The organism is Burkholderia sp. S171 (genome assembly GCF_009766085.1).
Taxonomy (GTDB): Bacteria; Pseudomonadota; Gammaproteobacteria; order Burkholderiales; family Burkholderiaceae; genus Caballeronia.
In genome coordinates this window covers 19,238-42,430 of record NZ_LMUF01000053.1, presented here as the reverse complement: position 1 = coordinate 42,430, position 23,193 = coordinate 19,238, and the positions used below count along the sequence as shown (strand labels likewise).

Below are 23,193 nucleotides of genomic sequence, written 5' to 3'. Positions count from 1 at the left end.
AGGAATTGCATCGTGAAACGCCTGGTCCTTTCCACGCTGACCGCCACGCTCGCCACTGCGGCATTGTTCAGTTCGGCCGCGTCGGCGCAAACGCTCAATATTGCGTTCGCCGATCCGCTCTCGTCGCTCGATCCGCAACTGAACAACTACGCGGGCGACCGCTCCGTCGACCTGCACTTCTGGGACCTGCTGGTCGAGAATCACAACAACGTCCTCGCGCCGGGACTCGCGACAAGCTGGAAATCGACCGGCAACGACACATGGGAATTCAAGCTGCGTCATGACGTCAAGTGGCAGGACGGCACACCGTTCACCGCGGACGACGTGATCTATTCGTATCAGCGGGCGCGCAATGTGCCGGGAACCATCGCCACCTTCGCCGGTTATCTGCGCACTATCGCGTCCGTCACCGCGCCCGATCCGTACACGCTGATCATCAAGACCAGCTCGCCGACGCCGGACCTGCCGCTGAACCTGACCTCCGTTCATATCGTGAGCAAGCATGTGGGCGAGAAGTCGACGACGGAAGACTACAACTCCGGTCGCGCGATGATCGGCTCCGGGCCGTACAAGTTTGTTTCGTACTTGCCGGGGGACCGCGTGGTGATGACGCGTAACGATGCCTACTGGGGCGCCAAGCCGATCTGGGACAAGGTGAATTACCGCTATGTGAGCAACGCGGCGGCACGCACCGCAGCATTGCTGTCCGGCGATGTGGATATGATCGACAAGGTCTCCGTCTCTGATCTGCCCCGTCTCAAGCAGTCGCCGAAGGTATCCGTGTTCGCGTATCCGGGCCTGCGCGTGCTAATACTTCAGCCGAGTTTCCGTGAAGGTCCGAGCCCATACATTACCGATAACGCCGGCAAGCCGTTGGCCAAGAATCCGCTGCTCGATGTGCGCGTGCGCCGCGCGTTGTCGCTGGCGATCAATCGCCCAGCCATCACTGACCGCATCCTGCAAGGCGCGGCAACGGTTGCCAACCAGTGGATGCCGGCCAAGACCTTCGGCTACAACCCCGACGTGAAGGACATCCCGAACGACCCGGTCCAGGCAAAGAAGCTACTGGCCGAAGCGGGCTTTCCGGACGGCTTCCAGTTGACGCTCAGCGTGCCTAACGACCGTTATCCGCAAGCGCCCGAAACGGCGCAGGCCGTGGCGCAATTCTGGACGCGCGTTGGCGTGAAGACGAAGGTCGAGGTCATGCCGTGGGCCAGTTACGCCAGCCGCGCAAACAAAAACGAGTTTGCGGTGAGCATGATTGCGTGGGGTAACGGCACGGGCGAAGCAAGCTATGCGCTCGTCAACATTCTCGGTACGGTTGATCCGAAGAAGGGCATTGGTTCGTCGAACTGGGGCCGTTATAGCAGCCCCGCTGTTGACCATGCGCTCGACGCCGCTACGGCCGAGTTCGATGCAACCAAGCGCGAAGCCATTTTGCGGCAGTCGGTGAAGGTCGTGAGCGACGACGTGGGCATCATTCCGCTCTTTCACTACGAGAACATCTGGGCCGCGAAGAAAGGCTTGAAAGTGGCACCGGCGGTCAGCGACCGGACGACGGCGATGATGGTTACGCGTAGCGGCGGTTGAGGCCATCATGATCGACATCACGGTAACACCGGCCGATGATCTGATCGACGTTGCGCGGCACATTACAGCGAGCGGTGCGCGCGCGGGTTCATTGCTTACGCTTCGCACACAGACGGTGCGCGGCGCGGGCACCGTCTGGACGAGTAGCGCGGTCTTCCGTGCCGATGACCACGGCGTCATCGACCTTGCACGCGATGCGCCGGTTGAAGGCGACTACAGCGGTGTATCGGCGATGGGACTCATCTGGTCGCAAGTTCCCGTTGAAGCGGGCAAACGCGAAGTGTTTCCTGCCGATGTCTCGGACGCGTTGTCGACCTGCATTGAGGTGATCGATGAACGCGGACAGGTGCTGAGCGCCACGCTGCTGATACAACGGCTGATGGCGCCCGGCGTGCAACGGCGCGACATGCGCGTTGACGGCTGTGTCGGCACCTTGTTCCTGCCCGCAACGCCCGGACCGCATCCGGTCGTGCTTGTACTCAACGGGTCGGGCGGCGGCATCAACGAACCGCGTGGAGCGCTTTACGCATCGCGCGGATACGCCGCCCTCGCGCTGGGTTACTTCAAGACGCCGGGGCTGTCCGACTACATCTCCAATACGCCGCTCGAATACTTTCGCCGCGCGCTCGACTGGATCGCGCGCGAGTTGCAACCGGCGTTTGGCTTTATTGCCGTAAGCGGGCAATCGCGCGGCGGCGAACTCGCGTTGCTGCTCGGTGCAACGTATCCGGATCGCATCAAGGCGGTGATCGGTTATGTGCCGGGCGCAGTCGTTCACAGTGCGCAGAATGCTGCCGATCCGGCGACAGGTCGCGAAGGTCCAACCTGGCTGCTCGATGGCAAGCCGCTGCCGCACCTGTGGGAAAACAACCGCACGGCAAGTTGGAAACCCTTCGACGATGGCCCGCCGCCGCACCGTCATGAACGCGCAATTCGAACTGCATTACTCGATAAGGAAGCGGTAGAGCGCGCCCGGATTCGCGTCGAGAATACCGATGGGCCGGTGCTGCTGCTCTCCGCTACCGACGATGGTTCGTGGCCCTCCTCCGACTATTCGCGCATGGTCGTGGAACGGCTTGAAGAGCAAAAGCATGCGTACCCGGTGCGCCATCTCGACTTCGATAACGCCGGCCATGCGATCGTTTTCCCGTACGTGCCGACCACGCAACTCGTGTATGCGCATCCCGTTTCCGGACGCATCAGCACGGGCGGCGGAGAACCCGCAGCGAACGCACGCGCCGATGAATCATCGTGGCGCGAAGTGCTGGCTTTTCTCGACGCAGCCGTTCATTCTCTCGCATCAAAAAGCGCTGGCAACTCTTCCAGGCAGGAGCATTCATGACAGACACCTACGATCTCAGCACCGATATTGTCGACCGGATTGCCGGCCTTACGTCCGGTTCGCCGGCCTACATAACGCGGCATAAACGCGATAAAGTCGCGGCCGCGACGCAGCGCAGCTACGACGCGTTATTCGATCCGGCATTGCCGGATTTGTCGCTGACCGACCGTTTGCTTGTGGCGTTGTATGCCTGCACGTTGTCGAAAACCCCTGCATTAGCGATACATTATGCGGAACGGCTTGCTTCGATCGATGCGGACCGTGTCGTGATCGACCAAGTCGCACAAGGTTCGATCGACACTCAGGAGCCGCGCTTGCGCGCAATGCTCAGCTTCACGCGCACGCTGATTGAAGCCCCCATAGATGGCGATAAGACCGCGCTCGAACGATTGCCCGCCGCCGGCATTCCGACACCCGCCGTGGTCGCCCTCGCGCAGTTGATCGCGTTTCTTTCTTATCAGATTCGCCTGACGGCCGGTTTGCGCGCGCTGCAGGTCTTGAATGCAACGGAGGCAGCATGAGCCGGCTAATTGAAGCGCATGGCTTCACGAATCGCGTGCTGGGATGGGACGCATGGCTGGACGTGGTGGAACTCGCCGATGCCTCGCCCGAGCAGATAAGCGTGCTCGAAGAGAGCCATCCGAAGGCGAAGGAATCCGACTATTACCTGTTCCTCGTGCATCAACCGGAAATCCTGCGGCAACGCTCGGCAGCCTTTAACGCAATCATGTATGCGCCGGGCGGCTTGCCGCGGGCGGAGCGGGAACTGGCGTCGACGGTCGTCTCGCGGGTCAATGGCTGCGTGTATTGTGCGTCCGTGCATGCGCAGCGTTTCGAGCAACTGGCGAAACGCGACGATGTGATCGAGCAGGTTTTTAACGATCCGGCTACCGCTGGAACGTCGCCGCGCGAGAAGGCGATTGTGCTGGCGTCTATCGACCTGACGCTTACGCCGGGTCAGGTTGAGCCGGCGCAGTTGCGGGCGCTGCGCGATGTGGGATTGAGCGACGACGAGATCCTCGACCTGATTCACTCCATTGCCATCTTCGCGTGGGCCAACCGGTTGATGCTTAATCTTGGCGAGCCGGTGGGATAAGCGGGTGGCGCCAGCAAGGACTAACTATCAGCAAGGCGCCGGCTCAGTCCGGCGCTCCTACTGATTCTTCAGATCGCCCTGCGCATAACGACGCCGGGCATTTCTCCCTAGACTTCCGACTTCCCCTATAAACTCTGCGCTAGGTCAGGTCTGCTTCGGCACGCGTATCCTTTAAGGCACAGACTGTGCTCCAGTTGAACGCCGCCTGACTACGGCTTGATGTCATTCCTAAAAGTGTGAGGCTTTTCCCTCGGGGTCTCATGAAACAACATCGTCCGCATCCTCCGCGTTTTTCGCACGACCACTCTCATGTGGCCTGGCGCGATCTTTCGCTGACGTCGGCACCGTTCGCGCTGTTTTTCATCGTCATGATCGGGTTGATCGTGTGGCTGGCGGACCCGGCACCGCCCAGAACCATCACGATCAGCGCCGGTCCTCAAGACAGCGCGCTCCTGCATACCGCCGACGAGTACAAAAAAATCCTGGCGCGCAATGGTGTCACCCTCAAGGTGCTCGAATCCGACGGATCAGTGCAGAACCTGCAGCGACTCATGGACCCCAAAAGCCATGTCGATCTTGCGCTGGTCCAAGGAGGCGTGTCGGATGCAGCGGCCAGGTCGTCGCTGATGTCGCTCGGGAGTGTCTTTTACGTCCCCATCGTCGTGTTCTATCGCGGCAAGGGGTTGACGCAGTTATCGGACCTTGAAGGCAAGAGAATCGCAATTGGACGCGAGGGCAGCGGCACCCGCCGCTTGTCACTCAGTCTGCTCGAAGCCAACGGCATAGCACCGGGCGGCGCTACTCAACTCGTGCCGCTCGACGGCATGGACGCGGCAAAGCAACTGGTGGCCGGCAACGTTGATGCAGCGATGCTCAATGGCGACTCGACCACGCGGGGGTTGATGCTGAGGTTGCTGAGCATACCAGGTGTTTCCTTCATGGATTTCGCGGAAGCCAGCGCCTATACGCGACTCTTTCCGTATCTGGATGAGATCGACCTGCCCCCGGGTGTGCTCGATCTCCGGCGAAAAATACCGCCGCAAACCTTGCATCTGATCGGCCCGACCGTCGAGATCCTCGCGCGGCAGAACTTGCACCCGGCCATATCGGATCTGGTCATTGAGGCTGCGCAGGAAGTCCACGGAATGCCAGGGCTGCTGCAAAAGGCCGGGCAGTTTCCCAGTCCGGTCGCCCGCGAATACCCGATCAGCGAAGAGGCCACGCGCTATTACAAGTCGGGGAAAAGTTTCCTCTACCGCATCCTGCCCTTCTGGCTCGCCAGCATTGCTGACCGGATACTTGTACTGCTGTTGCCCGTAGCCGTATTGCTGATCCCGGCTTTGCGCCTGATTCCCGCGTTGTATGCGTGGCGCGTGAGATCGCGGATCTATCGGTATTACGGCGCGCTCATCGCCATAGAACGCAGCGCGCTGACCAGTTCGACGGAGGACGAGCGAAAGGCGCTCGTAGCGGAACTCGACGAGATCGAGGAATCGCTCAATACGTTGCGGATGCCGCTCGCGCATGCCGATGCTTTTTATGTACTCCGCGAACACGTCGGCTTCGTGCGTGCGCATTTGAGCGAGGCGTCACGGCCGAAGGTGGTTGGGTAGGGTTCTGGTTTCGTTCGCGCCCGGGATAGTCGGCGGCTTTGGTCGTCGGATTCAGTCAGAGAACTGTCGGAGAACGAAAGTCGAGTACGCTAGAAGAATGCACCGAGAAACGCCCCCGCTTCTTCCGAGATACCCACGATCTTGTTCGTTGCCTGCCGATAGAATTTGAAGTTGAGTTCAGTCTCAGGACGGCCGTCATCCCAGTTGGTGAATTGCTTGAGGTCGCTTCGTCCCAATGTTCGCTTCGCGAGCGCAGTACGTCTGACGCAAATACTCACACGAGGCGTTTGCCGGGGTACGCCTTGCTTCTTCGCGATCGCTTCGACGGATGCAACGATGCCACGCGCGATAAGACCTTGCCCGCCTTCATTCTCGCTCGCAAACACGAAAACAGTGTCGCCTTTGGCATATGCTTGCCTCCGTACATCGTTTTCTGCGCGGTGAACGTGAACGCGTTCACACGTGGATCGACAATCTTTGCCTTGATCGCAAACACCGTGCTTCTCCTCTAAGCCGCCGCTTCCCGGTAGTTCGCGAACTTCGACGTCCGTCCGATCCCCGGGTTGAAACAGTTGCAAGGATCGAGCTTTTGATAGAACGCGGCAAGCTGGGGTTTCGCGTGGTACAGATGACCAACGTTATGTTCCGCCGGATATTCTGCACCTCGGCGGTCCAGCAGCGTCCACATCTTGTGTTCGACTTCAAGGCAGTCATTGCCCTTCTTGACGATGTAATCCTGGTGAAACACGTGGCACAGGAAGTGGCCGTAATACAGCTTGATAGCGATCGTCTCTTCAATGTCAGGCGGCAACGTTTCCATCCAGTCACGGTCGTTGCGGCGCAGTGCAATGTCGAGCGCGACGATGTCCTCCACTTCCCGGGTATGCACGGCGCGATAGCGAACCGCGGCGCCGGCGGCCGCGAAGCGGTGCAGAAACGCTTTCCTGCCCTCGTCGTCGGTGCACTCGAAATAGCCGCCAGTAGCGTTTTCGCTTTCGAAGTAGCACGAAAGGAACGCGCGCGTTTCTTCGACACTTTCTGCCTTCACCTTCAGCATCAAGTGATGTTCGTACTTGTCACGGTACTGTTTCATGCGCGGCGGCAGATGGTTTGGAAACAGCCGGCTTGCCGCCTGCATGACGCGGTCGGTGACATGCGAAGGGAAAAACCCGATGCGATCGCACAGCGCGTCGAAACGGCTCTTTAGTCCGAAGAAGGCGGGCAGTCGGGACGTACCAAGATAGTTAATTGCAAGGAAGGTATCTTTGCCGTACTCCTCAGCAATATCGAAGGCGTCGCGATGAAGGTACTCGCCCGAGATCGGCAGATAATCGAAATCGTGCAACGCGTGACGGCGGATTTCGGTGAGCTCGTCGGGCCGGTTCGTGCCAATATAAAAAACCTTGGCGTTCTGCTCGATCGGAAACGTGTCGAGCCGTACCGCGAACACCATCACCTTGCCGGCCGAGCCTGACGCTTCATGGAGTCGTTGTGGATCGGCGTTGAAGCGTGCCGGTGTGTCGGCATCGATCTCGCGCACGTGAGCCGCGTAGCCGTGGTCCGATCCGGCGCCGGCGTCGTGCCGGACATTGGCATCAGAGAACTCGCCACGTTCAAGCCGCCCAAGGATGTCATCTGGCGCTTCTCCGAGCTCGACTCCCAAATGGTTGACCAGGCTCAGCCTGCCTGTCGCATCGACCTGCGCGAATACCGCCATCTCCGTATACGCCGGTCCGCGATGCACCAGCGCACCGCCCGAATTGTTGCAGACACCGCCGAATACCGACGCGCCTATACAGCTCGAACCAATTACCGAATGTGGCTCGCGGCCAAGGGGCTTCAGCATGCTCTCCAACTGGTCGAGCGTGGCCCCCGGAAGGCAGACGACCTGCTTGCCGTCATTGATCACGTACACCTTGTTCATGCGGGTCGTACTAACGATCACGACGTCGCGATCATAATCATCGCCATCGGGTGTCGAGCCGCCCGTGAGGCCCGTGTTCGACGCTTGCGTGATGACAATCACATTGGCCGCGATGCACGCCTGCAGCACGTTCCATTGTTCGACGATCGTGCCGGGGCGTACAACCGCGAGAGCCTTGCCCGCGCCAAAACGAAAACCCGTGCGGTAGCGGCGGGTCGCGTCGTCATCCGTCAGGGTGTGCTTCTCGCCGACAATGTTGCGCAAATCCGCAATCAGCGTGCGAGGCCCGTCGGACGGGAGCGTGGCTAGGGGTGCGCGCGTTGCTGACATCGAATTCTCCTGATGAAAAATTGAGCGTGACGCGCAGCGGCTTCATCCCGCCGCTTTGCGTGCGGCCTCTGAGCGCATCAAGTTGACGCAAAGGTTAAAATCAGGCCGGTCATTAGTCCAATATCTTGAAGCCGCTTTTTGGAGACGAAAAAGATATGGAATTTCGTCAGTTGCGCTACTTCCTCGCCGTCGCCGAGCACCTGCATTTCACCGATGCCGCGGCGCATCTGGGAATCGCCCAGCCGCCCTTGAGCCAGCAGATCCTGAAGCTCGAGCGAGAGATCGGCACGCAGCTCTTTGTCAGACATCCGCGCCGCGTGGAATTAACCGAGGCGGGACGGCTCTTCCGTAAGAGCGCGCGGCGCATTGTCGAGGACGCGCAGGAGGCGCTCGTTGAAGTACAGAACGCGGGACGCGGGGAGACGGGACGGCTATCGCTCGGGTTCGCGGGCTCCACGGTGTTTCATCCCATGGTCGCGACAACAATGCAGAAGTATCGGCATGCATATGAGCATGTCGCGATCAGTTGTGAGGAAAGCAATAGCTCGCTGCTGCTCGACCGGGTCGCCGAGCGGCAACTTGACGCTGCTCTGGTGCGCATGCCGTTGAATTGCCGGGATCTGATCGTCGAACCGCTAGTCGACGAGGACATGCTGGCGGTGCTGCCGGCGAACCATCGCTTGAACCGGCGACGACGCGTCGACCTGGCAAACCTTGCGGACGATCCGTTCATCCTCTTTCCGCGGCCGATCGGCCCCGATCTATACGACTCGATCATCAGCGCCTGCCGCGAGGCCGGCTTCGCGCCATCGATCGGCATGGAGTCGCCACAGATATCATCGGCGGCGAATCTCGTCGCGGCCGGATTCGGCGTTGCCGTGGTGCCCGCGTCGATGCGGCAAATCCAGGTTGAAGGCGTGTCGTATCACGAACTGCAAGGCAAGCCGCTTTCGACGGGTATCGCGTTGGTCCACCGGCAGCGCGAAAAGGCGCCGACGGTGCTGAACTTTGTGAGGATCTTGCGGCAGCAGCGAGCGGCTTGCTGATGCCAGCAGCCCTCAAGGCGGACGCACGGCACACCCCTTTGTGCAAAGGTGATTTCGACGCCCGGCACTTCTTCGGTCAGTGACCCGCACCTATAGTCAGACCAGCTTTCGAAAGCAAGTCACACCGCCATGATGGGACTTGCGCGAAGCTTCCCTCACTTTCAGGAGCAGACCATGTTGACCAGAACATCTCCTACAGCCTTCGCTGAAACCGCTACCGCGAGCCAGGACGCGCAGTACTTTGAGTACACGTCGTCAGCCAATCCGATTGGCGCGAAGCTTATCTCGCGCGTGCCATTCCGCAATTTCCCGCCTTCGCTGTACTCAGATGGCGCAACGCGAGTCGTGCCACTCGATCTTTCCGCAGAACTGGGTTGCCCGGGCCCGGCGACCGGGCCCGGGCTGAGCGCCAATTTCCTGCGAATCAACACCGGCGACGAATTGACGCTGAATCCAAACGCAACCTCGCAGGTTTGCTACGTGATCGGTGGCTCAGGCAACGTGACACAAGGCACGTCGAACGTCCCATTCGCGCAAGGCGATTTTTTCACGCTGCCAGGCGGTGATGCCGCTGTGCTGTCGGCCGATGCAACCGCTACGCTCTACTACGTCAACGACGCCCCTCTTCTCACCTATCTCGGCACAACCGGCGTCCGCCCGCGCTTCGCACCGACGCTGTATCCAGCCGCACAGGCGCAGGCCGAATTGCGCAAGGTTGCAAATGAAGCTAATGCAGGCCGACGTAACCGCATCAGTGTGTTGATGGGCAACGCCAACTTCCCGCAAACGCGGACGGTCACGCATGTCCTGTGGGCCATGTTCGGCATTGTGCCGCCCAACTCGGTGCAAAAGCCGCACCGCCACCAGTCGATTGCGCTCGACTTCATCGCCGGGGGCCAGCCGGGCGTCTATACGCTGGTCGGTAGCGAGCTGGATGAGAACGGCGATATCTTGAACCCAACCCGTGTCGATTGGGAAACCGGAATGACCTTTGTCACGCCGCCGGGATACTGGCATGCGCATTTCAATGAAACGAACGAAAACGCCTACGTGATACCGATCCAGGATGCCGGCTTGCAAACCTGGCTGCGTACGCTCGACATCCGCTTCGCCCGCTAAGCCTGACGTTTCAGTGCAAGTCCGTCGTCCCAGTACGGCGGCTCGCCAATCACACCAGCGTAGAAATCGACGAACGCGCGCACCTTCGACGAAACGATTTTCTTCGGCGGATAGACCGCCCAGATCGCCGGTTCGGCTCGCCCCGTGCGCGCCTCCCATTCAGGCAGCACGTGCACCAGGCGCCCCTCGCGCAGGGCCGCGCCCGCCAGCCAGGTTGGCAGCAGTGAAACGCCACAGCCGGCCAGGGCGAGTTCCAGCACCGCCTCGGAATCGTCCGCGCGGAAGCGTCCTTTCAACCCAACGAGTACCGCCTCCGGCGACGTCTGCGTATTCCCGACTCGGGTGAAAGACCATTTGTCGTCCGGAAACAGCGACAAGCGCAGCGAATCGTGAGCGGCCAGATCTTCAGGGACGGCAGGCATCCCGTTCCGCTCGAAATAGTCTGGACTGCCGCAGGCGATGCGCCGGTGCGAGGCGACACGTTTAGCCATCAACGACGAATCAGGCAGCACGCCGATGCGAATCGCAACGTCGATGCCGGCCTCGATCATGTTGAGGGTTTCGTCGGCCGATACGATATCGAGGCTGATGTCCGGGTAGCGCTTCATGAAAGCCGCGAGATGCGGCACGACGTGGCGGCGACCAAATGCGGAGGGGATTGTGACGCGTAGCAGGCCTTGCGGTGTGAGATTCAGCGACGACGTGACCTGGCGTGCGTCATCGAGCGCCTGTAGCGCAATCAGCGCATGCTCACGAAATACCCTGCCGCCCTCCGTCAGTACCAGACCCCGCGTCGACCGGTTGAACAGGGCAATGCCCAGGTCCTTTTCGAGCTCGCTCACATAGCGCGAGACGGTCGAGGTTTTGACCTGCATCTCATGCGCGGTCTTGCTGAAGCTCTGCAGTTCCGCTGCGCAAACGAAGGCGCGTACCGCGGCAAAATAGTCCATGGCGTTTATGGTGCGGATCGAGTGATCCGAAAAGATTTCACGACGTGAAGCCCCGACCCCGCTCAACGCTCTGCCAGCGAAACTTCGGCGCATGTGGCAGAGCGGATGTTCCTGGTTTTTCTCAAGCGGGTAGTGTACTGGCACGCCGCTGCTAACGGTGTAATGTAGACGATCGCTGCCAAGTTTGATTAACGCGAGCGTGCGCACGCCACTACGCCGGCCTGCGCGAACTCATCAACGAACGGCTCGCAAAGCTTGGAAGGTGCATCGTCGCATCGGGTGACGAGTGCGGACCGCACGAATGGACGACGAAGCGCGCGAAGATGACGCTACCGCTATACACTGGCACCTTGATCAAAGCCGCCAATGCCATGCCTTCAGAACACCCCGCGGACGCGCCACACAAAGACACGACACCATTTAAACGCGAGCCGGTGCCAGATTTACCTCGAAAACTGCCGACCGGGTCTAGCGGCATCGAACCCGCGGTTTTCACGGGATTTTGTGGGCTGATGCTTGATGGCGGCGCCTGGGCTTTCACGCGTGATAAAAGCGGAGACTTCTTCCCCGCGCTCACGCCCATTTGCATGGTCGCAGGCGCCATTCTTACCGCCATTAGCGTTGTGCTGTTCGGCCTTGTCTGGCTCAATCACCGGCGCGCTTCGCGCTCGAAATAAACACCCACTCTGGCAATTCAAATGCGAACCATCATGCCGGTCCGCAAACCGGCGTAGGAGCCGGTTGCCAGATGACGCGCCCAATGAGCCCGAGTGGACCGCGATGGCCTATACATTCCGCGCGTCGGGATGTCCTACACGCCTTCGACAAGGACAGCCCGATAGGTCGCGCCCCTGAAGCGGTGCTGCACGACCGCTTGATACTCCGGACCGTCATACCACGCACGGGCAGAGCCGGTATCCGGAAACTCGACGATGACGACGCCTTCGGGTGCCGGCCCTTCAAGCACCTGTTGTGGTCCATAAGCCGCAAGAACCTTTATCGGATGACCGGCAAACGACTCGCCCACCTTGGCCTGGTAAGCGTCAAGTTCACTCTGGTCCTGTGTGCTTTCTCGCGTAAAAACGATATACGTGGCCATGCTTGCTGCTCCTGAAAAAATAGGTGAAGAATCAAACACGCTGCTTGCATCGCTTAGTCTATTGGATACTGAGGGCGTGCAAACTAACGGCGCTGTTTCCGGCGGTGGCACCCGGTGCGCTGTGCGGTTGCTTTCGCGCCCGCACGGCGCACCGGATTCACGCGGGCTCTGCCAGCGAATCAGCGCCTGGGAGCAAGCTGACGAAAACCGCTCTTCGCCTCCTCAGGCAATCCATCCACCATCGACCGTCAGGCTTTCGCCGGTGGTGTAGCTTGCTTCCGGGCTCGCCAGATACGCTACCGCCGCCGCGATTTCTTCGGGCTTGCCGAAGCGGCCGACGCTGCCGAGCTTGATCATCGTGGCGTGCGCATCCGTTCCGGGCTGGGGAGCCAGTTCCGTGTCGATCGGGCCAGGCTGAACTGCATTGACCGTCACACCAAATTGCCCGAGTTCACGCGAAAGACCGCGTGTGAAGCCCCGAATCGCGAATTTCGACGCGATGTAAAGCGTCACGCCGGGCAGCGGCGCTGCTTCACCGAAAGCCGAGCCTACATTAATGATGCGCCCCCAGCCCGTCTTGATCATGCGTTTTGCCGCGTCCTTCGCGAGTTCGATCGGGGCCCGCACATTCAGGTTGAAATGCGTGTCATACGACGTCTCCGACGACTCGAGGAACGGTCCGTATTCGACGGTGCCCGCGTTGTTGATAAGGATGTCCAGCCGGCCTTCGAACTTGCCGCCGAAGACGCCGTTCAACGAAGCCGTCAGCGCCGTGACGCCCTCGGGTTTTGCCAGATTGGCGCCGACAGCCTCGGCCTCGCCGCCTGCATCGCGGATCGCCTTGACTATGTTTTCTGCACGGTCCGGACTCGATGCGTAGTGGACGATAACCGATGCGCCGTCTCGTGCCAAACGAGTTGCGATAGCCGCGCCAATGCCACGGGACGCGCCGGTCACGAGTGCGAGTTTGCCTTTAAGAGCTTGAGTCATGATTGTCTCGATAGTGAATTTGAAGGGGTCCGCTCACATGCCCAGATGCAGGCGCTAGCCGACTGCTGCATGTGCGCCAATGCATTCATGCACTGGTTGATGCGCATCGTCCGCTCGTGCCGGTATATGCGGTAGTACTGCGCGAGGAATAGCTGTTATCGATGGCGGGGGTCTTCTGCCTATGATCTGAGCGCTTCAATCTGTAGCTATCGCGAGTAGCAAGCAGCGCGTAATGGCTGACACTTTCGCCGTGCTGGCAGGCGGGATATGACCCGGGGTTCCAGCAGCCTCAACCACTCAAGGAGATTCGCGACGGCACTGCAAGACAGACTCGACGCTTTCAAGGCCGACTTCAAGGCCGGCAAGCCGCCCTATAACGCGTCGCCGGAAATCCACGCCATCATGGCGCGTGCGACGGCTGAACTGGCCGCGAGCGGTCAAGCTTGCCTCGCCATCAAGGCGGGCGACCGCGCTCCGCAGTTCACGCTAAAGGATCAGAACGCCCACGACGTCTCATCGGCCGATCTGCTCGCGCAGGGGCCGCTCGTGGTGACGTTCTATCGCGGAGTGTGGTGTCCGTACTGCAATCTGGAGCTTCAGGCGATCAACGACGTGTTGCCGCAGATTCGTGCCCATGGTGCGAACGTGGCCGCCATCTCGCCGCAGACGGCGGTTAATAGCCGCAAGGCGGTGCGCGAGAACAAGCTGAGTTTCCCGGTGCTGAGCGATGTCGGCGGAGAGACCAGCGCGGCATTCGGTCTGCGCTTCGCGCTGCCGGACTATCTCATCGATATATACAAGCGCCGGAGGAACGATCTCCCGGCATTCAACGACGATCCCAGCTGGACCCTGCCCATGCCGGCGCGTTACGTGATTGGGCAAGACGGAGTCGTGCTGTACTCGGAAGTCAATCCGGACTACACGCGCCGGCCTGATCCGAGCGACATGTTCCCGGTGCTCGAAAAGGCCATCGCGAAGGCGTAAGCGGATTACGCGTCGACTTGAGTGCTGGCGCCGCTTTCACCCAGCAGCTGCTCCACGAAAGCGACGAAGGCCCGCGCCTTGGTGGTCGCCATGCGGCCAGAGGGGAAGACTGCCCAGACATCGATGGGCGGTAGCGTCCATTCGGTAAGAACGGCTTGCACAGTGCCGTCGGCGAGTTCGGGGGAGAACATCCATTCCGATGCGACCGCGAGACCCACATGCCCCAGCACCGCCGTGCGCATGCCCTCGGCAGCGCTCACGCTAACCCGGCCAGACACAACCACGGCCACCTCGGTCCCGTCATCGCGGCTAAACGACCACGACTCGCCGCCGCCTCGCAGCGAATAAACGATCGCCTGGTGCCGGCTCAACTCGGCAGGCGTCTTCGGAATGCCCGCTTCCGCAAAATAGCGCGGCGTTCCCACCACCACTCGCCGCCCACGCAGGATGCGCCGCGCGGTCATGGTCGAGTCGTCGAGCGCCCCCATCCGGAGCGCCACATCGACGCCCTGTTCGAGCAGATCGATAGAGCGGTCGTCGAGGATGATGTCGATACTGAGTTTCGGATGCTGGTCCAGGAAAATCTTGAGCGCGGGCAGGACATGCAGCCGCGCGAACGTAACGGCTGCACCAATGCGCAAGCGTCCCGAGAGGCCGTCCGACGATTCGTGTACTGCCTGCTCGGCCTGATCCGCTTCATCGATTGCACGGCGGGCGTGCTCGTAGAATCGCTGGCCTGCATCTGTCGGTGTCAGGCCTCTCGTTGACCGGAGCAAGAGGCGCGCACCGAGATGCTCTTCGAGTTGCGCGATCGACTTCGAGACCGCCGGCTGGCCCAGTTTCAGCCGGCGGGCCGCTGCAGAAAATGAACCTGCGTCCACTACGGTCACAAACGTTTCCATCGCGGTCATGCGGTCCATGCGGCGCTCTCCTGCAAACTGTTCAGAATCGGATAGCACAGTCTACAGAGCATCGGTACATGCTGTCTTTGATGACTCGAGGTGCCCAAGCTCGAAGCGCTCGCGACCGGATGGCGCGTTGCGTTGCGCGCTACTTTCCTGTGGCGGCCGGAGACGCGAAAGCGATATCCGAGGGGCTGCCAACCGCAACATAGGTGCCCGTGAATCGAAGCTTGCCACTGGGCGCATCAACCGCAAAGATCGCGATTTGATCGCTGCGTTGATTCAATGAATACAGGAACCGGCCCGAAGGATCAAACCTGATCACTCGCGGATAGTCGCCACCGGTCGGAATTTCACCAACACGCGTCAAACGGCCGTCCGTGCCCACGCGAAACTGCACGATGGTGTCATGCAGACGGTTCGCGACATAGATAAAGCGGCCATCATGTGAAAGCAGGATCTCCGATGCGAAGCTCGTGCCCTGGTATGCCGCTGGCAACGTCGAGACGGATTGCAATTGCGTCAGCACGCCGCGCGCGCGGTCATAGGCGTAGACGACCAGCGTCGACGCTTCCTCGGTGACTTCGTACAGATACCGGCCGCTCGGATGAAACACCACATGTCGCGGCCCCGCGCCTGCCGAAGCGGCAACAAACGGCGGATCGTTCGGCGACAGCGCGCCGGTCGTTTCATCGAACTTCCAGACATAGGTGCGATCGACGCCAAGATCAGTCGAAATCACAAATCGCCCATCCGGCGAAGCCACGATATTGTGCGCATGCGAACCGTCGTGATCACTAACCGCGAAGCTCCCGGGAACGCCTTCCGCCGCGTGTTGCGCACCTGCCGGAGCCTGCGGCTGTTGCACGGAAACGGCGTCGCCCAGCGTGCCGTCGCTCGCCACCGGAAACACCGCGATGCTTCCGCTGTTGTAGTTCGCCACCAGCAGGAAGCGGCCATTCGGATGCAGGCTTAAATACACCGGTCCGGCGCCTTGCGAATTGACCGTGTTGATCAGACGCAATGAACCCGTGCCTTGCTCGATTGCATAGGCGCTGACGGAACCGTTTTTGGTGCCGCTGTAAGTCTTTATCTCGCTCACGGCAAACAGGAAGCGCTGCTGCCGGTCGACGACGAGACAGCTCGGATTCTCGATGCCACGCAGCGGCTCGAGCGCGTCTAGCTTGCCGGTGCTCGGGTCGACCTGGAAGCGATGAATGCCAAGGCCGTTAGGCGTATAGGTTCCGACGTAGGCGAATAGCGGCTTAGCCGTCCGCGATGTAGTTGCCGAGCCCGCGCTCGCCGCCTGTGCGGGACGAGCTACTGTAAGCGAACCCATGGCCGACATGGCTGCCAGCGCGCTCACGCGTTTGAGCCAACCACGTCGCGCCTGCGATGCACGGACTTCGAGATGTCGAACTTTGCTCATTGCTTGCCTCCTGGATGATGACTGACAGCCCTCAAGTGAAGATGAGCGCCGCGACAGAGATGACCGTTTCGCATACCGTTCACGTTTTGAAGCTTTGATTCACCGATCCAGCGTGATAGCGCTTCGTGACAGAGCGTCAGACCGTGCTCAGGAAGCGCGCACCGCCGTTTGATCGCGTTATTGCCAATGTTCGAGCTTGGCCATCGCACTGACAATGCCTTGTTCGCCTCATGCGGTAGTCAATGCGGCCGCTCTGGATGTGAACTGTGCACACCCGCGCTTATTGACCTGCACGATGCTGGCCATCAGTCCATCGAGGATAGGGGAACGTCTCATGTGCTGTATTCCTTAATTATGGAATATATGTTTTAATTGAAGATTATTCTAGCACGCAATGTTCCGGCGTCAACCAAGCAAAAAACACTCACCATCGGAGGGGCGGTAACGCTTGTTCTTCTTAACTTAATTAGGATACCAATATATTTACGCCGTGCGGCGTCTGTGCCGTTTTCAGACATTCCGAACACGATAGTCACGCACTCAAAGTGACGAATCCCGAGCTGATTTGTTCAGATCGGGATTCGGAGCGAGTTGCAGTGAGTTGCAGTGAGTTTAAGGCCGTGACGCCGTCACACCGATGCAAAGCGTGACGAGCGACGTATTGCACGACCGCTCGCTCCATTCGCTGCACCTAGATACGCCTCCGTCAGCACGTCGAGTTGTTCCAGCTCAGCCGATGTTCCCTGCGCCACGACACGCCCGCCTTCGAGCACATAACCGTAGGTTGCGTATCGCAAGGCCGTGGCCGCATTCTGTTCAGCCAACAGAAAGCTCACTCCGTCCTTACGATTAAGCCTCGCGACGATCTCGAAGATCTCTTCGACAATCTGCGGCGCAAGTCCCATTGAAGGTTCATCCAGAAGGATCACCGATGGCCACGCCATCAACGCACGGCCGATCGCGACCATCTGCTGCTCGCCACCCGACGTCAGCCCTGCGAGCGACTTGCGACGGTCCTTCAAGCGCGGAAAGATCTCATAGATACGCTCAAGCCCCGCCTCGACATCACGTGCCGACGGACGGCGAACATACGCGCCGATCCGCAAGTTCTCTTCCACCGACAAATGCGCGAAACAACGCCGTCCTTCCAGCACCTGAACGAGACCAGCCTCCGCGAGCGTCCACGGGTTCGCCCGTGTCACGTCCTTGCCGCGATACGCAATTCGCCCCGCCGTCAATTCCCCGCGTTCGGCACCGAGCAGCGCTGAAATAGCCTTCAACGTAGTGGTTTTGCCCGCGCCGTTGCCGCCCAGCAGCGCGACCACGGCGCCCTCCGTCACCTTCAGCGAGACCCCGCGCAGCGCTGAAATAAGGCCGCCATAAGTGACGGCGATGCCGTCCACATCGAGTGCCGTGGCGTCGCCCATTGCTACAGATCCTTGCTGCAGTCGCGCGGCGTGATGCCCTTCTCTTTCGCATACGCATTCGCCGAATTTTCGATAATCGGACGCAACAGCGCACGATCCGCCTGCACCCAGTCGCTGATCACCTTCCAGTGCTGGCCGTCCCATTGCTGGAATCGCACGGCACCGCCGCCTTCATGATCCGAGCAAGAAAGCTTGAGCGGTTGTACCAGTCCGAGCGCGCCTAGCTGTTTCAGGCGAGGGTTGTCGAGATCGAGATGTTCAAAACCCCAGCGCACCTGTTCGCCCGTCAGCGGCTTGTTGCCGTATTTCGCCTGAGCAACGCGCAACGCTTCGACATTGAGAATCCCGTTCACGACGCCCAGGTTGTAATACACCGTCCCGAAGCGCGCCGGATCACTGAGGTTGCCCTTGCCCGGCTTGATGACATATTGATCGATAGCCTGGAGCACGGGATAGTTCGTACCCGACGGATGCGTGGTGATCGAGATTAAACCCTTGGCGGCATCGCCTGCAGGACGCACGTCTTCTTCCGAGTTACTCCAGATGTTGCCAATGATGTGATTCGCCGGGAAGCCCACCTTCTGCGCGGACTTGAGCGCTACCGGATTCATCACGCCCCAGCCACGCAGGATGACCCAGTCAGGGTTGATCCGATGAATGTTCAGCCACTGCGAACCTTGCTCATTGCCCGGATGCGGCACTTCGATCTGCGTCAGTTCGAAGCCATATTTCTTCGCGAGGATGTCGAGTACGGGAATGGTCTCGCGGCCATAAGGCGAGCCGTGATAAAGCACCACGATCTTCTTGCCCTTCAAACCCTGCAACCCGCCTGACTGCGTCCCAATGTAATTGATGATCGCGGACACTTCGCTATACGGGTTCAGTTGCAGCGGAAACACGTAGGGGAACACGGCGCCATCGGTCGAGTCCGTGCGGCCATGATTGATCGTGATCAGCGGCAGCTTGTCCGCGGTCGACCGGTCGATGGTTGCGTACGCTATGCCGACCGAGAGCGGATTCGTGGCAGCCGCCGGTGCGCCGTTGAGGCCGGACTTCAGGCGCTCATAGCATTCCACACCCTTCTCCACTACGTACTCAGTTTCGCATTCGCTCCACGTCAGCTTGACGCCGTTCACGCCGCCGTCACGGGTATTGATGAGCTGCATGTAGTCGATAAAACCGCCGAAGAAACCAGTGCCGCCCGCCGCGTAGGGTCCTACCCGGTAACTCTGCAAGGGGAAATATTCTTCGCCCCCCGCGTACGCCGTTGAAGAGCTTGTAAGAGCGCCGGCCGCGAGCACGAGCGATATGCCTGCGATGCCAGCCACGCGCGAAAAGGTCTCGCGGAATAAACGTGATAGTGAAAGATTCATGCTGAACGGGTCCGTGTTTGTCTGGATTGAGATTAGGGATATGCAAGTTTCTCTGCGCAAACAGTCAGGCCCGCAGCGGCCAGTTCCTGAGCCGCTGCCGGGCGATCTGCACCAGCCGCGCAAGCCCGTCCGGCTCCTTGATAAGGAACACGATGATCAACGTGCCAAAGAGGATCTTCTGAAGGTTCTGGAGTTGCCCGACATCCACGCCAATAGCAGCAAGCGCACCGGCCGCGTGGGACAGCGCAATAGGTAGCAAAACGATGAAAGCAGCGCCGTAGAAGTTGCCTGCAATGCTGCCCATCCCGCCAATGATGATGATGAACAGCACCTCGAACGACAGGTTGAGATCGAAGCCATGCGGCTCGACCGTGCCGAGATAAGCAAACGCCCAGAGCGCGCCCGCAATGCCGATGACAAACGAACTGACCGCGAATGCCAGCAACTTGGTGCGGCCAATCGGAATGCCGATGACCGCAGCTGCCGTGTCCATGTCGCGCACGGCCATCCAGCGCCGGCCGAGTTCGCTGCGCACAAGGCTCGCGGCCACCACGAACACCACAACAACAACGCCGAGAACAAACTGATAACGCGATACCGGCGTGGCGATGGACCAGCCGAAGATCGACAACCGGGGCGCACTCAGGACGCCGGACGTATCGTTGTTGGAGAACCAGCTCACTTTGGTGAGCAGCCATTCGATGAAAAACTGCGCGGCCAGCGTTGAGGCAATCAAGTAAAAGCCCTTGATACGAAGACTCGGCAGGCCGAATAACGCGCCAATAGCTGCAGTAAGCAAGCCGCCGAGCAAAAGATCCACCAGCAGCGACAACCCCGGCACGCGGACGGCGAAGTTATAGGTTGCGTAGGCGCCGACAGCCATGAACGCCGCTGTACCCAGCGACAGTTGACCGGCATAGCCCGTCAGCAGATTCAGGCCGAGCCCAGCCAGCGACAGGATCAAGAACGGTGTCAGCACCGCGCTTAACCAGTACTGGCTGGCTACGCCCGGCACAGCAGCGAGGATGGCCAAGCCCGCGGCTATAACGAGTCCGGGAGCGACCGGCGTTGCAACGTTCAGCCTCGCGCGGCGAATGGCGATGTTCGACATAAGCGGCCTCATACCCGTTCGACGGCGGGTTCGCCGAACAACCCCGCCGGACGCACGAGCAAGAACAGGATGGCAAGCACATACGGAAACCAGTTCTCGATGCCACCGCCCACTAGGGAGCCTATATAAACCTCGGCCAGCTTCTCCGAGGCGCCGATCAGCAGACCACCGACTATCGCCCCGCCAATCGACGAGAAGCCGCCAATGATCAGCACCGGCAAAGCCTTCAGCACCACCAGCGACAGAGAGAATTGCACGCCGAGCCGTGCGCCCCACAGGAGGCCTGCAACGAGGCTGACAAACCCCGCCAGCGACCAGACAATGGCCCAGATCCGCGGCAGGCGGATACCCACAGCGAGCGCGGCAAGCGGATCGTCGGCCACGGCGCGCAGCGATAAACCAAGCCGCGTCCGATTCGTCATCAGCGACAAAGCAATCACCAGCACACCCGCCGTGGCTGCCGCGAAGAGATCGAACTGGCTGATCATCACGCCGCCCAATTGAAGCGGTTTATCGTCGATACCGAGATCCAGTCCATGCACCTGCGCGCCCCAGAACAACTGCGCAGCGCCTTCGAGAATGAAGCTCAAGCCCAGCGTCGCCATGAACAGGACAATAGGCGTGCGGTTCACAAGCGGTCGCAGTACCGCTCGTTCTATCGCGATGGCGATCAGCACCAACGCTGCAAGCGTCGCCGCGAATGCGAGCCAGGGCGCAACGTGGCGTTCGACCAGGCTCACGAATGTCAGTGCGCCGAACAGCACCAGCGAGCCCTGCGCGAAATTGAACACGCCCGATGCCTTGTAGATCAATACGAAACCTATTGCGACAAGGGAATACATCACGCCGGCCAACAAACCGCCGAGCAGCACTTCAAGGAAAAAACTCATGGATGCAGCCTTAGGTGAATCGGTGAAATAAGCGATATCGGCAAGGTCAGTGACGCGTGCCCAGATAAGCCGCCAGCACGGCGGGATCGACACGCACATCGGCGGGTATCCCGTCCGCAATCTTCTTTCCGTAGTCGAGCACGACAATGTGATCGGAGAGATCCATCACCACGCCTATGTCATGCTCGATCAGTACGACCGTCACGCCGAATTGCTCGTTGGCATCGACGATGAAACCCGCCATCGCGCGTTTCTCGTCGGCGTTCATACCGGCCATCGGTTCATCGAGTAACAGCAAACGCGGCTCGGCAGCCAATGCACGCGCAAGTTCCACGCGTTTCTGAACGCCATACGACAGCGTGCCGACAACGCTATGCCGCACGCGTTGCAGATCCAACGCTTCGATCACGATCTCGGCGTAGCGACGTTGTCTTGCTTCGTCGCGTTGAGCCCGGCCAACTCGAAAGGTTTGCTCGACCCATGTGCTGCCGCGATGCAGATTGCGCCCTGTCAATACGTTGTCAAGCACGCTCATGCGTCGGAACAACGCGATGTTTTGAAACGTGCGCGCAATTCCACGATGCGCCGCGTCATGCGGACTCATGCGGCGGCTTTCCGTGCCATCGAAACGCACGGTACCCTGCTGCGGCCGGTAGACGCCGTTGATCACGTTAAGCAGCGAACTCTTGCCTGCGCCGTTCGGGCCGATCAACGCGCAGATCTCGCCTCGATGGACGTCGAAGCTGATGTCAGTGATGGCCTTGACACCGCCGAACGATAACGAAATCCGGTCGAGTGAAAGCAGGGCTTGCGAGGCGGAAGTTAAAGCCTGTTCTTGCGACATCACGCAGGTTGTCCTTGCACGTCGGCTGCTTCCTGAGCGGACGGAACATGCTCGGTCAAACGCTGCCATTGACCCTCGTCCGGCCAAGTGCGGACATCGATTCGCAACGCTTTGAAAAGACGTGCTGCATCGTCGTCCAGCGCGGCGCCGGCAACCAATGCGGCATGGGTTCGCCTGAAGCCGATCACCTCGCGCAACGGCCGCGCGACCAGCCACCATGCAACCGTGCGCAGAAACCAGGAAGAGCGTTCGTCGCCCAAACGATCAAGCAAGCGGCGCCGGACCGAATGCGCGCCAGGCAACCTTGCATCGACAAGCCGTGCAACGCGGCCATAGGTTTCTCTCGTTCCTGCAACCAGGGTGGGCGCGAGTTCACGCCGATCGTTATCGCGCGTCTCCAGCGATTCGGGAAAATTCAGGCGGAAACCGGTCAGGAGCCACGGCGCAACGAGATAACGCGCCTGCGCCGATGTTGCAAATGCGCGGGCCGCGAACGCATCGTCGGCCGGATCCAGATGTTCCTTTGCCGCGACCAGACGCGCCTCGCGAATCAGCGTTGCATGAGTGATGCGCTGCTCTTCGATGCCGTGCCCGGCGTCATCGCGATAGAAGATAAACGCGTCATGATCGGGTCGCGCGCTGGCTTTGGCGTCCTTGCCCGGCGACGCTAACGTGCTGTACTCAATCACATCCGCATTCGGATGCGGACGCAAACCACGCGGATTCGCGTCTATCACCCACTGAGACAATGCAAGCAGGCGGTCGACCTGCTGGTCATCATCGGCGAAGGTAAAAAGCGGCGTCAGGTGCCGCACGATCCGGCCCAGCGTTTGATCCGATACGGACGGCTCGACCGGCACCGCAACGCCTCCCCGCCATTGCGCAGCGAGCGACAAACACAGCGCCTCTTCGCGCGGCTGGCTAACGAGCAGCAGCGCATCGCCCGCACCGAAATCGTGCGCCGCCAGGCCAGCCGCGAGTGCCTCGACCTTCTCGGCCAGCGTGTGCCAGCTTAGCTGCTCCCATTGGCCCAGCCGCTTATGCCTCAACGCGATCCCGTTGGGGCTGTGCCTCGCCTGCTTGGCGAGCCATGCGGGCAAAGTGTCCGGGAGCTCCGACTGCTGCGCACCCATG

The 23,193-nt window shown here is 60.3% G+C and carries 21 protein-coding genes and 1 pseudogene; 9 read left to right on the top strand and 13 right to left on the bottom strand.

Annotation, left to right across the window (positions count from 1 at the left end):
• Positions 1-12: 12 nt before the first annotated feature.
• The 5 genes from GSQ93_RS31805 to GSQ93_RS31790 all read left to right on the top strand — a co-directional run bounded on the left by GSQ93_RS31805 (position 13) and on the right by GSQ93_RS31790 (position 5,641).
• Positions 13-1,590, top strand: a complete 1,578-nt coding sequence (locus GSQ93_RS31805) for an ABC transporter substrate-binding protein (protein WP_254074166.1) — start codon at positions 13-15, stop codon at positions 1,588-1,590.
• Positions 1,591-1,597: 7 nt separating this feature from the next.
• Positions 1,598-2,932, top strand: a complete 1,335-nt coding sequence (locus GSQ93_RS31800; protein ID WP_174254705.1) for an acyl-CoA thioester hydrolase/BAAT C-terminal domain-containing protein — start codon at positions 1,598-1,600, stop codon at positions 2,930-2,932.
• A complete protein-coding gene (locus tag GSQ93_RS37680; protein WP_174254704.1) occupies positions 2,929-3,453 on the top strand; it encodes a CMD domain-containing protein in 525 nt (174 codons plus the stop codon). The genes GSQ93_RS31800 and GSQ93_RS37680 overlap by 4 nt, the downstream gene beginning before the upstream one ends.
• Positions 3,450-4,028, top strand: coding sequence for a peroxidase-related enzyme (locus tag GSQ93_RS31795; protein ID WP_158939914.1), 579 nt, complete (start codon positions 3,450-3,452; stop codon positions 4,026-4,028). Before GSQ93_RS37680 ends, GSQ93_RS31795 begins: the two co-directional genes overlap by 4 nt.
• 260 nt (positions 4,029-4,288) lie before the next feature.
• Positions 4,289-5,641, top strand: a complete 1,353-nt coding sequence (locus tag GSQ93_RS31790) for a TAXI family TRAP transporter solute-binding subunit (protein WP_158939913.1) — start codon at positions 4,289-4,291, stop codon at positions 5,639-5,641.
• A gap of 89 nt (positions 5,642-5,730) precedes the next feature.
• Here the strand turns inward: GSQ93_RS31790 and GSQ93_RS31785 are convergent.
• Both GSQ93_RS31785 and dld read right to left on the bottom strand, forming a co-directional pair.
• Positions 5,731-6,137 (bottom strand): annotated as a pseudogene (locus GSQ93_RS31785) (hypothetical protein).
• Between the two features lie 12 nt (positions 6,138-6,149).
• A complete protein-coding gene (gene dld / locus GSQ93_RS31780; protein ID WP_158939912.1) occupies positions 6,150-7,895 on the bottom strand; it encodes a D-lactate dehydrogenase in 1,746 nt (581 codons plus the stop codon).
• Between the two features lie 155 nt (positions 7,896-8,050).
• Between dld and GSQ93_RS31775 the strand changes: the two genes are divergently transcribed.
• Both GSQ93_RS31775 and GSQ93_RS31770 read left to right on the top strand, forming a co-directional pair.
• A complete protein-coding gene (locus tag GSQ93_RS31775) occupies positions 8,051-8,941 on the top strand; it encodes a LysR family transcriptional regulator (protein WP_158939911.1) in 891 nt (296 codons plus the stop codon).
• 174 nt (positions 8,942-9,115) lie between these two features.
• Positions 9,116-10,060 (top strand): cupin domain-containing protein, encoded by a 945-nt coding sequence (locus GSQ93_RS31770; protein WP_158939910.1) that lies wholly within the window; start codon positions 9,116-9,118, stop codon positions 10,058-10,060.
• Here GSQ93_RS31770 and GSQ93_RS31765 read toward each other — a convergent pair.
• Positions 10,057-11,010 (bottom strand): LysR family transcriptional regulator, encoded by a 954-nt coding sequence (locus GSQ93_RS31765; protein ID WP_158939925.1) that lies wholly within the window; start codon positions 11,008-11,010, stop codon positions 10,057-10,059. The genes GSQ93_RS31770 and GSQ93_RS31765 overlap by 4 nt on opposite strands.
• A 323-nt stretch (positions 11,011-11,333) precedes the next feature.
• Here GSQ93_RS31765 and GSQ93_RS31760 point away from each other — a divergent pair, with 323 nt between their 5' ends.
• Positions 11,334-11,687, top strand: coding sequence for a hypothetical protein (locus GSQ93_RS31760; protein WP_158939909.1), 354 nt, complete (start codon positions 11,334-11,336; stop codon positions 11,685-11,687).
• A 134-nt stretch (positions 11,688-11,821) separates the two neighbouring features.
• Here GSQ93_RS31760 and GSQ93_RS31755 read toward each other — a convergent pair whose 3' ends face one another.
• Positions 11,822-12,109, bottom strand: coding sequence for a DUF1330 domain-containing protein (locus GSQ93_RS31755; RefSeq protein WP_158939908.1), 288 nt, complete (start codon positions 12,107-12,109; stop codon positions 11,822-11,824).
• Between the two features lie 222 nt (positions 12,110-12,331).
• On the bottom strand, positions 12,332-13,099 hold the full coding sequence (locus tag GSQ93_RS31750; protein ID WP_158939907.1) for an SDR family NAD(P)-dependent oxidoreductase: 768 nt from the start codon (positions 13,097-13,099) through the stop codon (positions 12,332-12,334).
• Between the two features lie 267 nt (positions 13,100-13,366).
• On the opposite strand from GSQ93_RS31750, the gene GSQ93_RS31745 reads away from it, so the two are divergent.
• Entirely contained in the window at positions 13,367-14,083 is a 717-nt protein-coding gene (locus GSQ93_RS31745; RefSeq protein WP_158939906.1) for a peroxiredoxin-like family protein, read from the top strand.
• 5 nt (positions 14,084-14,088) lie between these two features.
• On the opposite strand, the gene GSQ93_RS31740 is transcribed toward GSQ93_RS31745, so the two are convergent.
• The 8 genes from GSQ93_RS31740 to GSQ93_RS31705 all read right to left on the bottom strand — a co-directional run bounded on the left by GSQ93_RS31740 (position 14,089) and on the right by GSQ93_RS31705 (position 23,192).
• Entirely contained in the window at positions 14,089-15,003 is a 915-nt protein-coding gene (locus GSQ93_RS31740) for a LysR family transcriptional regulator (RefSeq protein WP_158939905.1), read from the bottom strand.
• Positions 15,004-15,133: 130 nt separating this feature from the next.
• A complete protein-coding gene (locus GSQ93_RS31735; RefSeq protein WP_216857705.1) occupies positions 15,134-16,414 on the bottom strand; it encodes a lactonase family protein in 1,281 nt (426 codons plus the stop codon).
• Positions 16,415-17,043: 629 nt separating this feature from the next.
• Positions 17,044-17,841, bottom strand: coding sequence for an ABC transporter ATP-binding protein (locus GSQ93_RS31730; RefSeq protein WP_158939904.1), 798 nt, complete (start codon positions 17,839-17,841; stop codon positions 17,044-17,046).
• A 2-nt stretch (positions 17,842-17,843) separates the two neighbouring features.
• Positions 17,844-19,214 (bottom strand): ABC transporter substrate-binding protein, encoded by a 1,371-nt coding sequence (locus tag GSQ93_RS31725; protein ID WP_158939903.1) that lies wholly within the window; start codon positions 19,212-19,214, stop codon positions 17,844-17,846.
• Positions 19,215-19,278: 64 nt separating this feature from the next.
• On the bottom strand, positions 19,279-20,325 hold the full coding sequence (locus GSQ93_RS31720) for a branched-chain amino acid ABC transporter permease (protein WP_158939902.1): 1,047 nt from the start codon (positions 20,323-20,325) through the stop codon (positions 19,279-19,281).
• Between the two features lie 8 nt (positions 20,326-20,333).
• Positions 20,334-21,215: a branched-chain amino acid ABC transporter permease gene (locus GSQ93_RS31715; RefSeq protein WP_158939901.1), complete on the bottom strand. Its 882-nt coding sequence runs from the start codon at positions 21,213-21,215 to the stop codon at positions 20,334-20,336.
• Between the two features lie 46 nt (positions 21,216-21,261).
• Entirely contained in the window at positions 21,262-22,059 is a 798-nt protein-coding gene (locus tag GSQ93_RS31710; RefSeq protein ID WP_158939900.1) for an ABC transporter ATP-binding protein, read from the bottom strand.
• Positions 22,059-23,192 (bottom strand): AMP-binding protein, encoded by a 1,134-nt coding sequence (locus GSQ93_RS31705; RefSeq protein ID WP_158939899.1) that lies wholly within the window; start codon positions 23,190-23,192, stop codon positions 22,059-22,061. The genes GSQ93_RS31710 and GSQ93_RS31705 overlap by 1 nt, the downstream gene beginning before the upstream one ends.
• Between the last annotated feature and the right edge of the window lies 1 nt (position 23,193).

What these genes read in the sequence shown, in the direction of transcription:
- GSQ93_RS31800 (WP_174254705.1), top strand. Translation starts at nt 1,598, where the DNA reads ATGATCGACATCACGGTAACACCGGCCGATGATCTGATCGACGTTGCG.
- GSQ93_RS37680 (WP_174254704.1), top strand. Translation starts at nt 2,929, where the DNA reads ATGACAGACACCTACGATCTCAGCACCGATATTGTCGACCGGATTGCC.
- GSQ93_RS31795 (WP_158939914.1), top strand. Translation starts at nt 3,450, where the DNA reads ATGAGCCGGCTAATTGAAGCGCATGGCTTCACGAATCGCGTGCTGGGA.
- GSQ93_RS31790 (WP_158939913.1), top strand. Translation starts at nt 4,289, where the DNA reads ATGAAACAACATCGTCCGCATCCTCCGCGTTTTTCGCACGACCACTCT.
- dld (WP_158939912.1), bottom strand. Translation starts at nt 7,895, where the DNA reads ATGTCAGCAACGCGCGCACCCCTAGCCACGCTCCCGTCCGACGGGCCT.
- GSQ93_RS31775 (WP_158939911.1), top strand. Translation starts at nt 8,051, where the DNA reads ATGGAATTTCGTCAGTTGCGCTACTTCCTCGCCGTCGCCGAGCACCTG.
- GSQ93_RS31770 (WP_158939910.1), top strand. Translation starts at nt 9,116, where the DNA reads ATGTTGACCAGAACATCTCCTACAGCCTTCGCTGAAACCGCTACCGCG.
- GSQ93_RS31765 (WP_158939925.1), bottom strand. Translation starts at nt 11,010, where the DNA reads ATGGACTATTTTGCCGCGGTACGCGCCTTCGTTTGCGCAGCGGAACTG.
- GSQ93_RS31760 (WP_158939909.1), top strand. Translation starts at nt 11,334, where the DNA reads ATGACGCTACCGCTATACACTGGCACCTTGATCAAAGCCGCCAATGCC.
- GSQ93_RS31755 (WP_158939908.1), bottom strand. Translation starts at nt 12,109, where the DNA reads ATGGCCACGTATATCGTTTTTACGCGAGAAAGCACACAGGACCAGAGT.
- GSQ93_RS31750 (WP_158939907.1), bottom strand. Translation starts at nt 13,099, where the DNA reads ATGACTCAAGCTCTTAAAGGCAAACTCGCACTCGTGACCGGCGCGTCC.
- GSQ93_RS31745 (WP_158939906.1), top strand. Translation starts at nt 13,367, where the DNA reads ATGACCCGGGGTTCCAGCAGCCTCAACCACTCAAGGAGATTCGCGACG.
- GSQ93_RS31740 (WP_158939905.1), bottom strand. Translation starts at nt 15,003, where the DNA reads ATGGACCGCATGACCGCGATGGAAACGTTTGTGACCGTAGTGGACGCA.
- GSQ93_RS31735 (WP_216857705.1), bottom strand. Translation starts at nt 16,414, where the DNA reads ATGAGCAAAGTTCGACATCTCGAAGTCCGTGCATCGCAGGCGCGACGT.
- GSQ93_RS31730 (WP_158939904.1), bottom strand. Translation starts at nt 17,841, where the DNA reads ATGGGCGACGCCACGGCACTCGATGTGGACGGCATCGCCGTCACTTAT.
- GSQ93_RS31725 (WP_158939903.1), bottom strand. Translation starts at nt 19,214, where the DNA reads ATGAATCTTTCACTATCACGTTTATTCCGCGAGACCTTTTCGCGCGTG.
- GSQ93_RS31720 (WP_158939902.1), bottom strand. Translation starts at nt 20,325, where the DNA reads ATGTCGAACATCGCCATTCGCCGCGCGAGGCTGAACGTTGCAACGCCG.
- GSQ93_RS31715 (WP_158939901.1), bottom strand. Translation starts at nt 21,215, where the DNA reads ATGAGTTTTTTCCTTGAAGTGCTGCTCGGCGGTTTGTTGGCCGGCGTG.
- GSQ93_RS31710 (WP_158939900.1), bottom strand. Translation starts at nt 22,059, where the DNA reads ATGTCGCAAGAACAGGCTTTAACTTCCGCCTCGCAAGCCCTGCTTTCA.
- GSQ93_RS31705 (WP_158939899.1), bottom strand. Translation starts at nt 23,192, where the DNA reads ATGGGTGCGCAGCAGTCGGAGCTCCCGGACACTTTGCCCGCATGGCTC.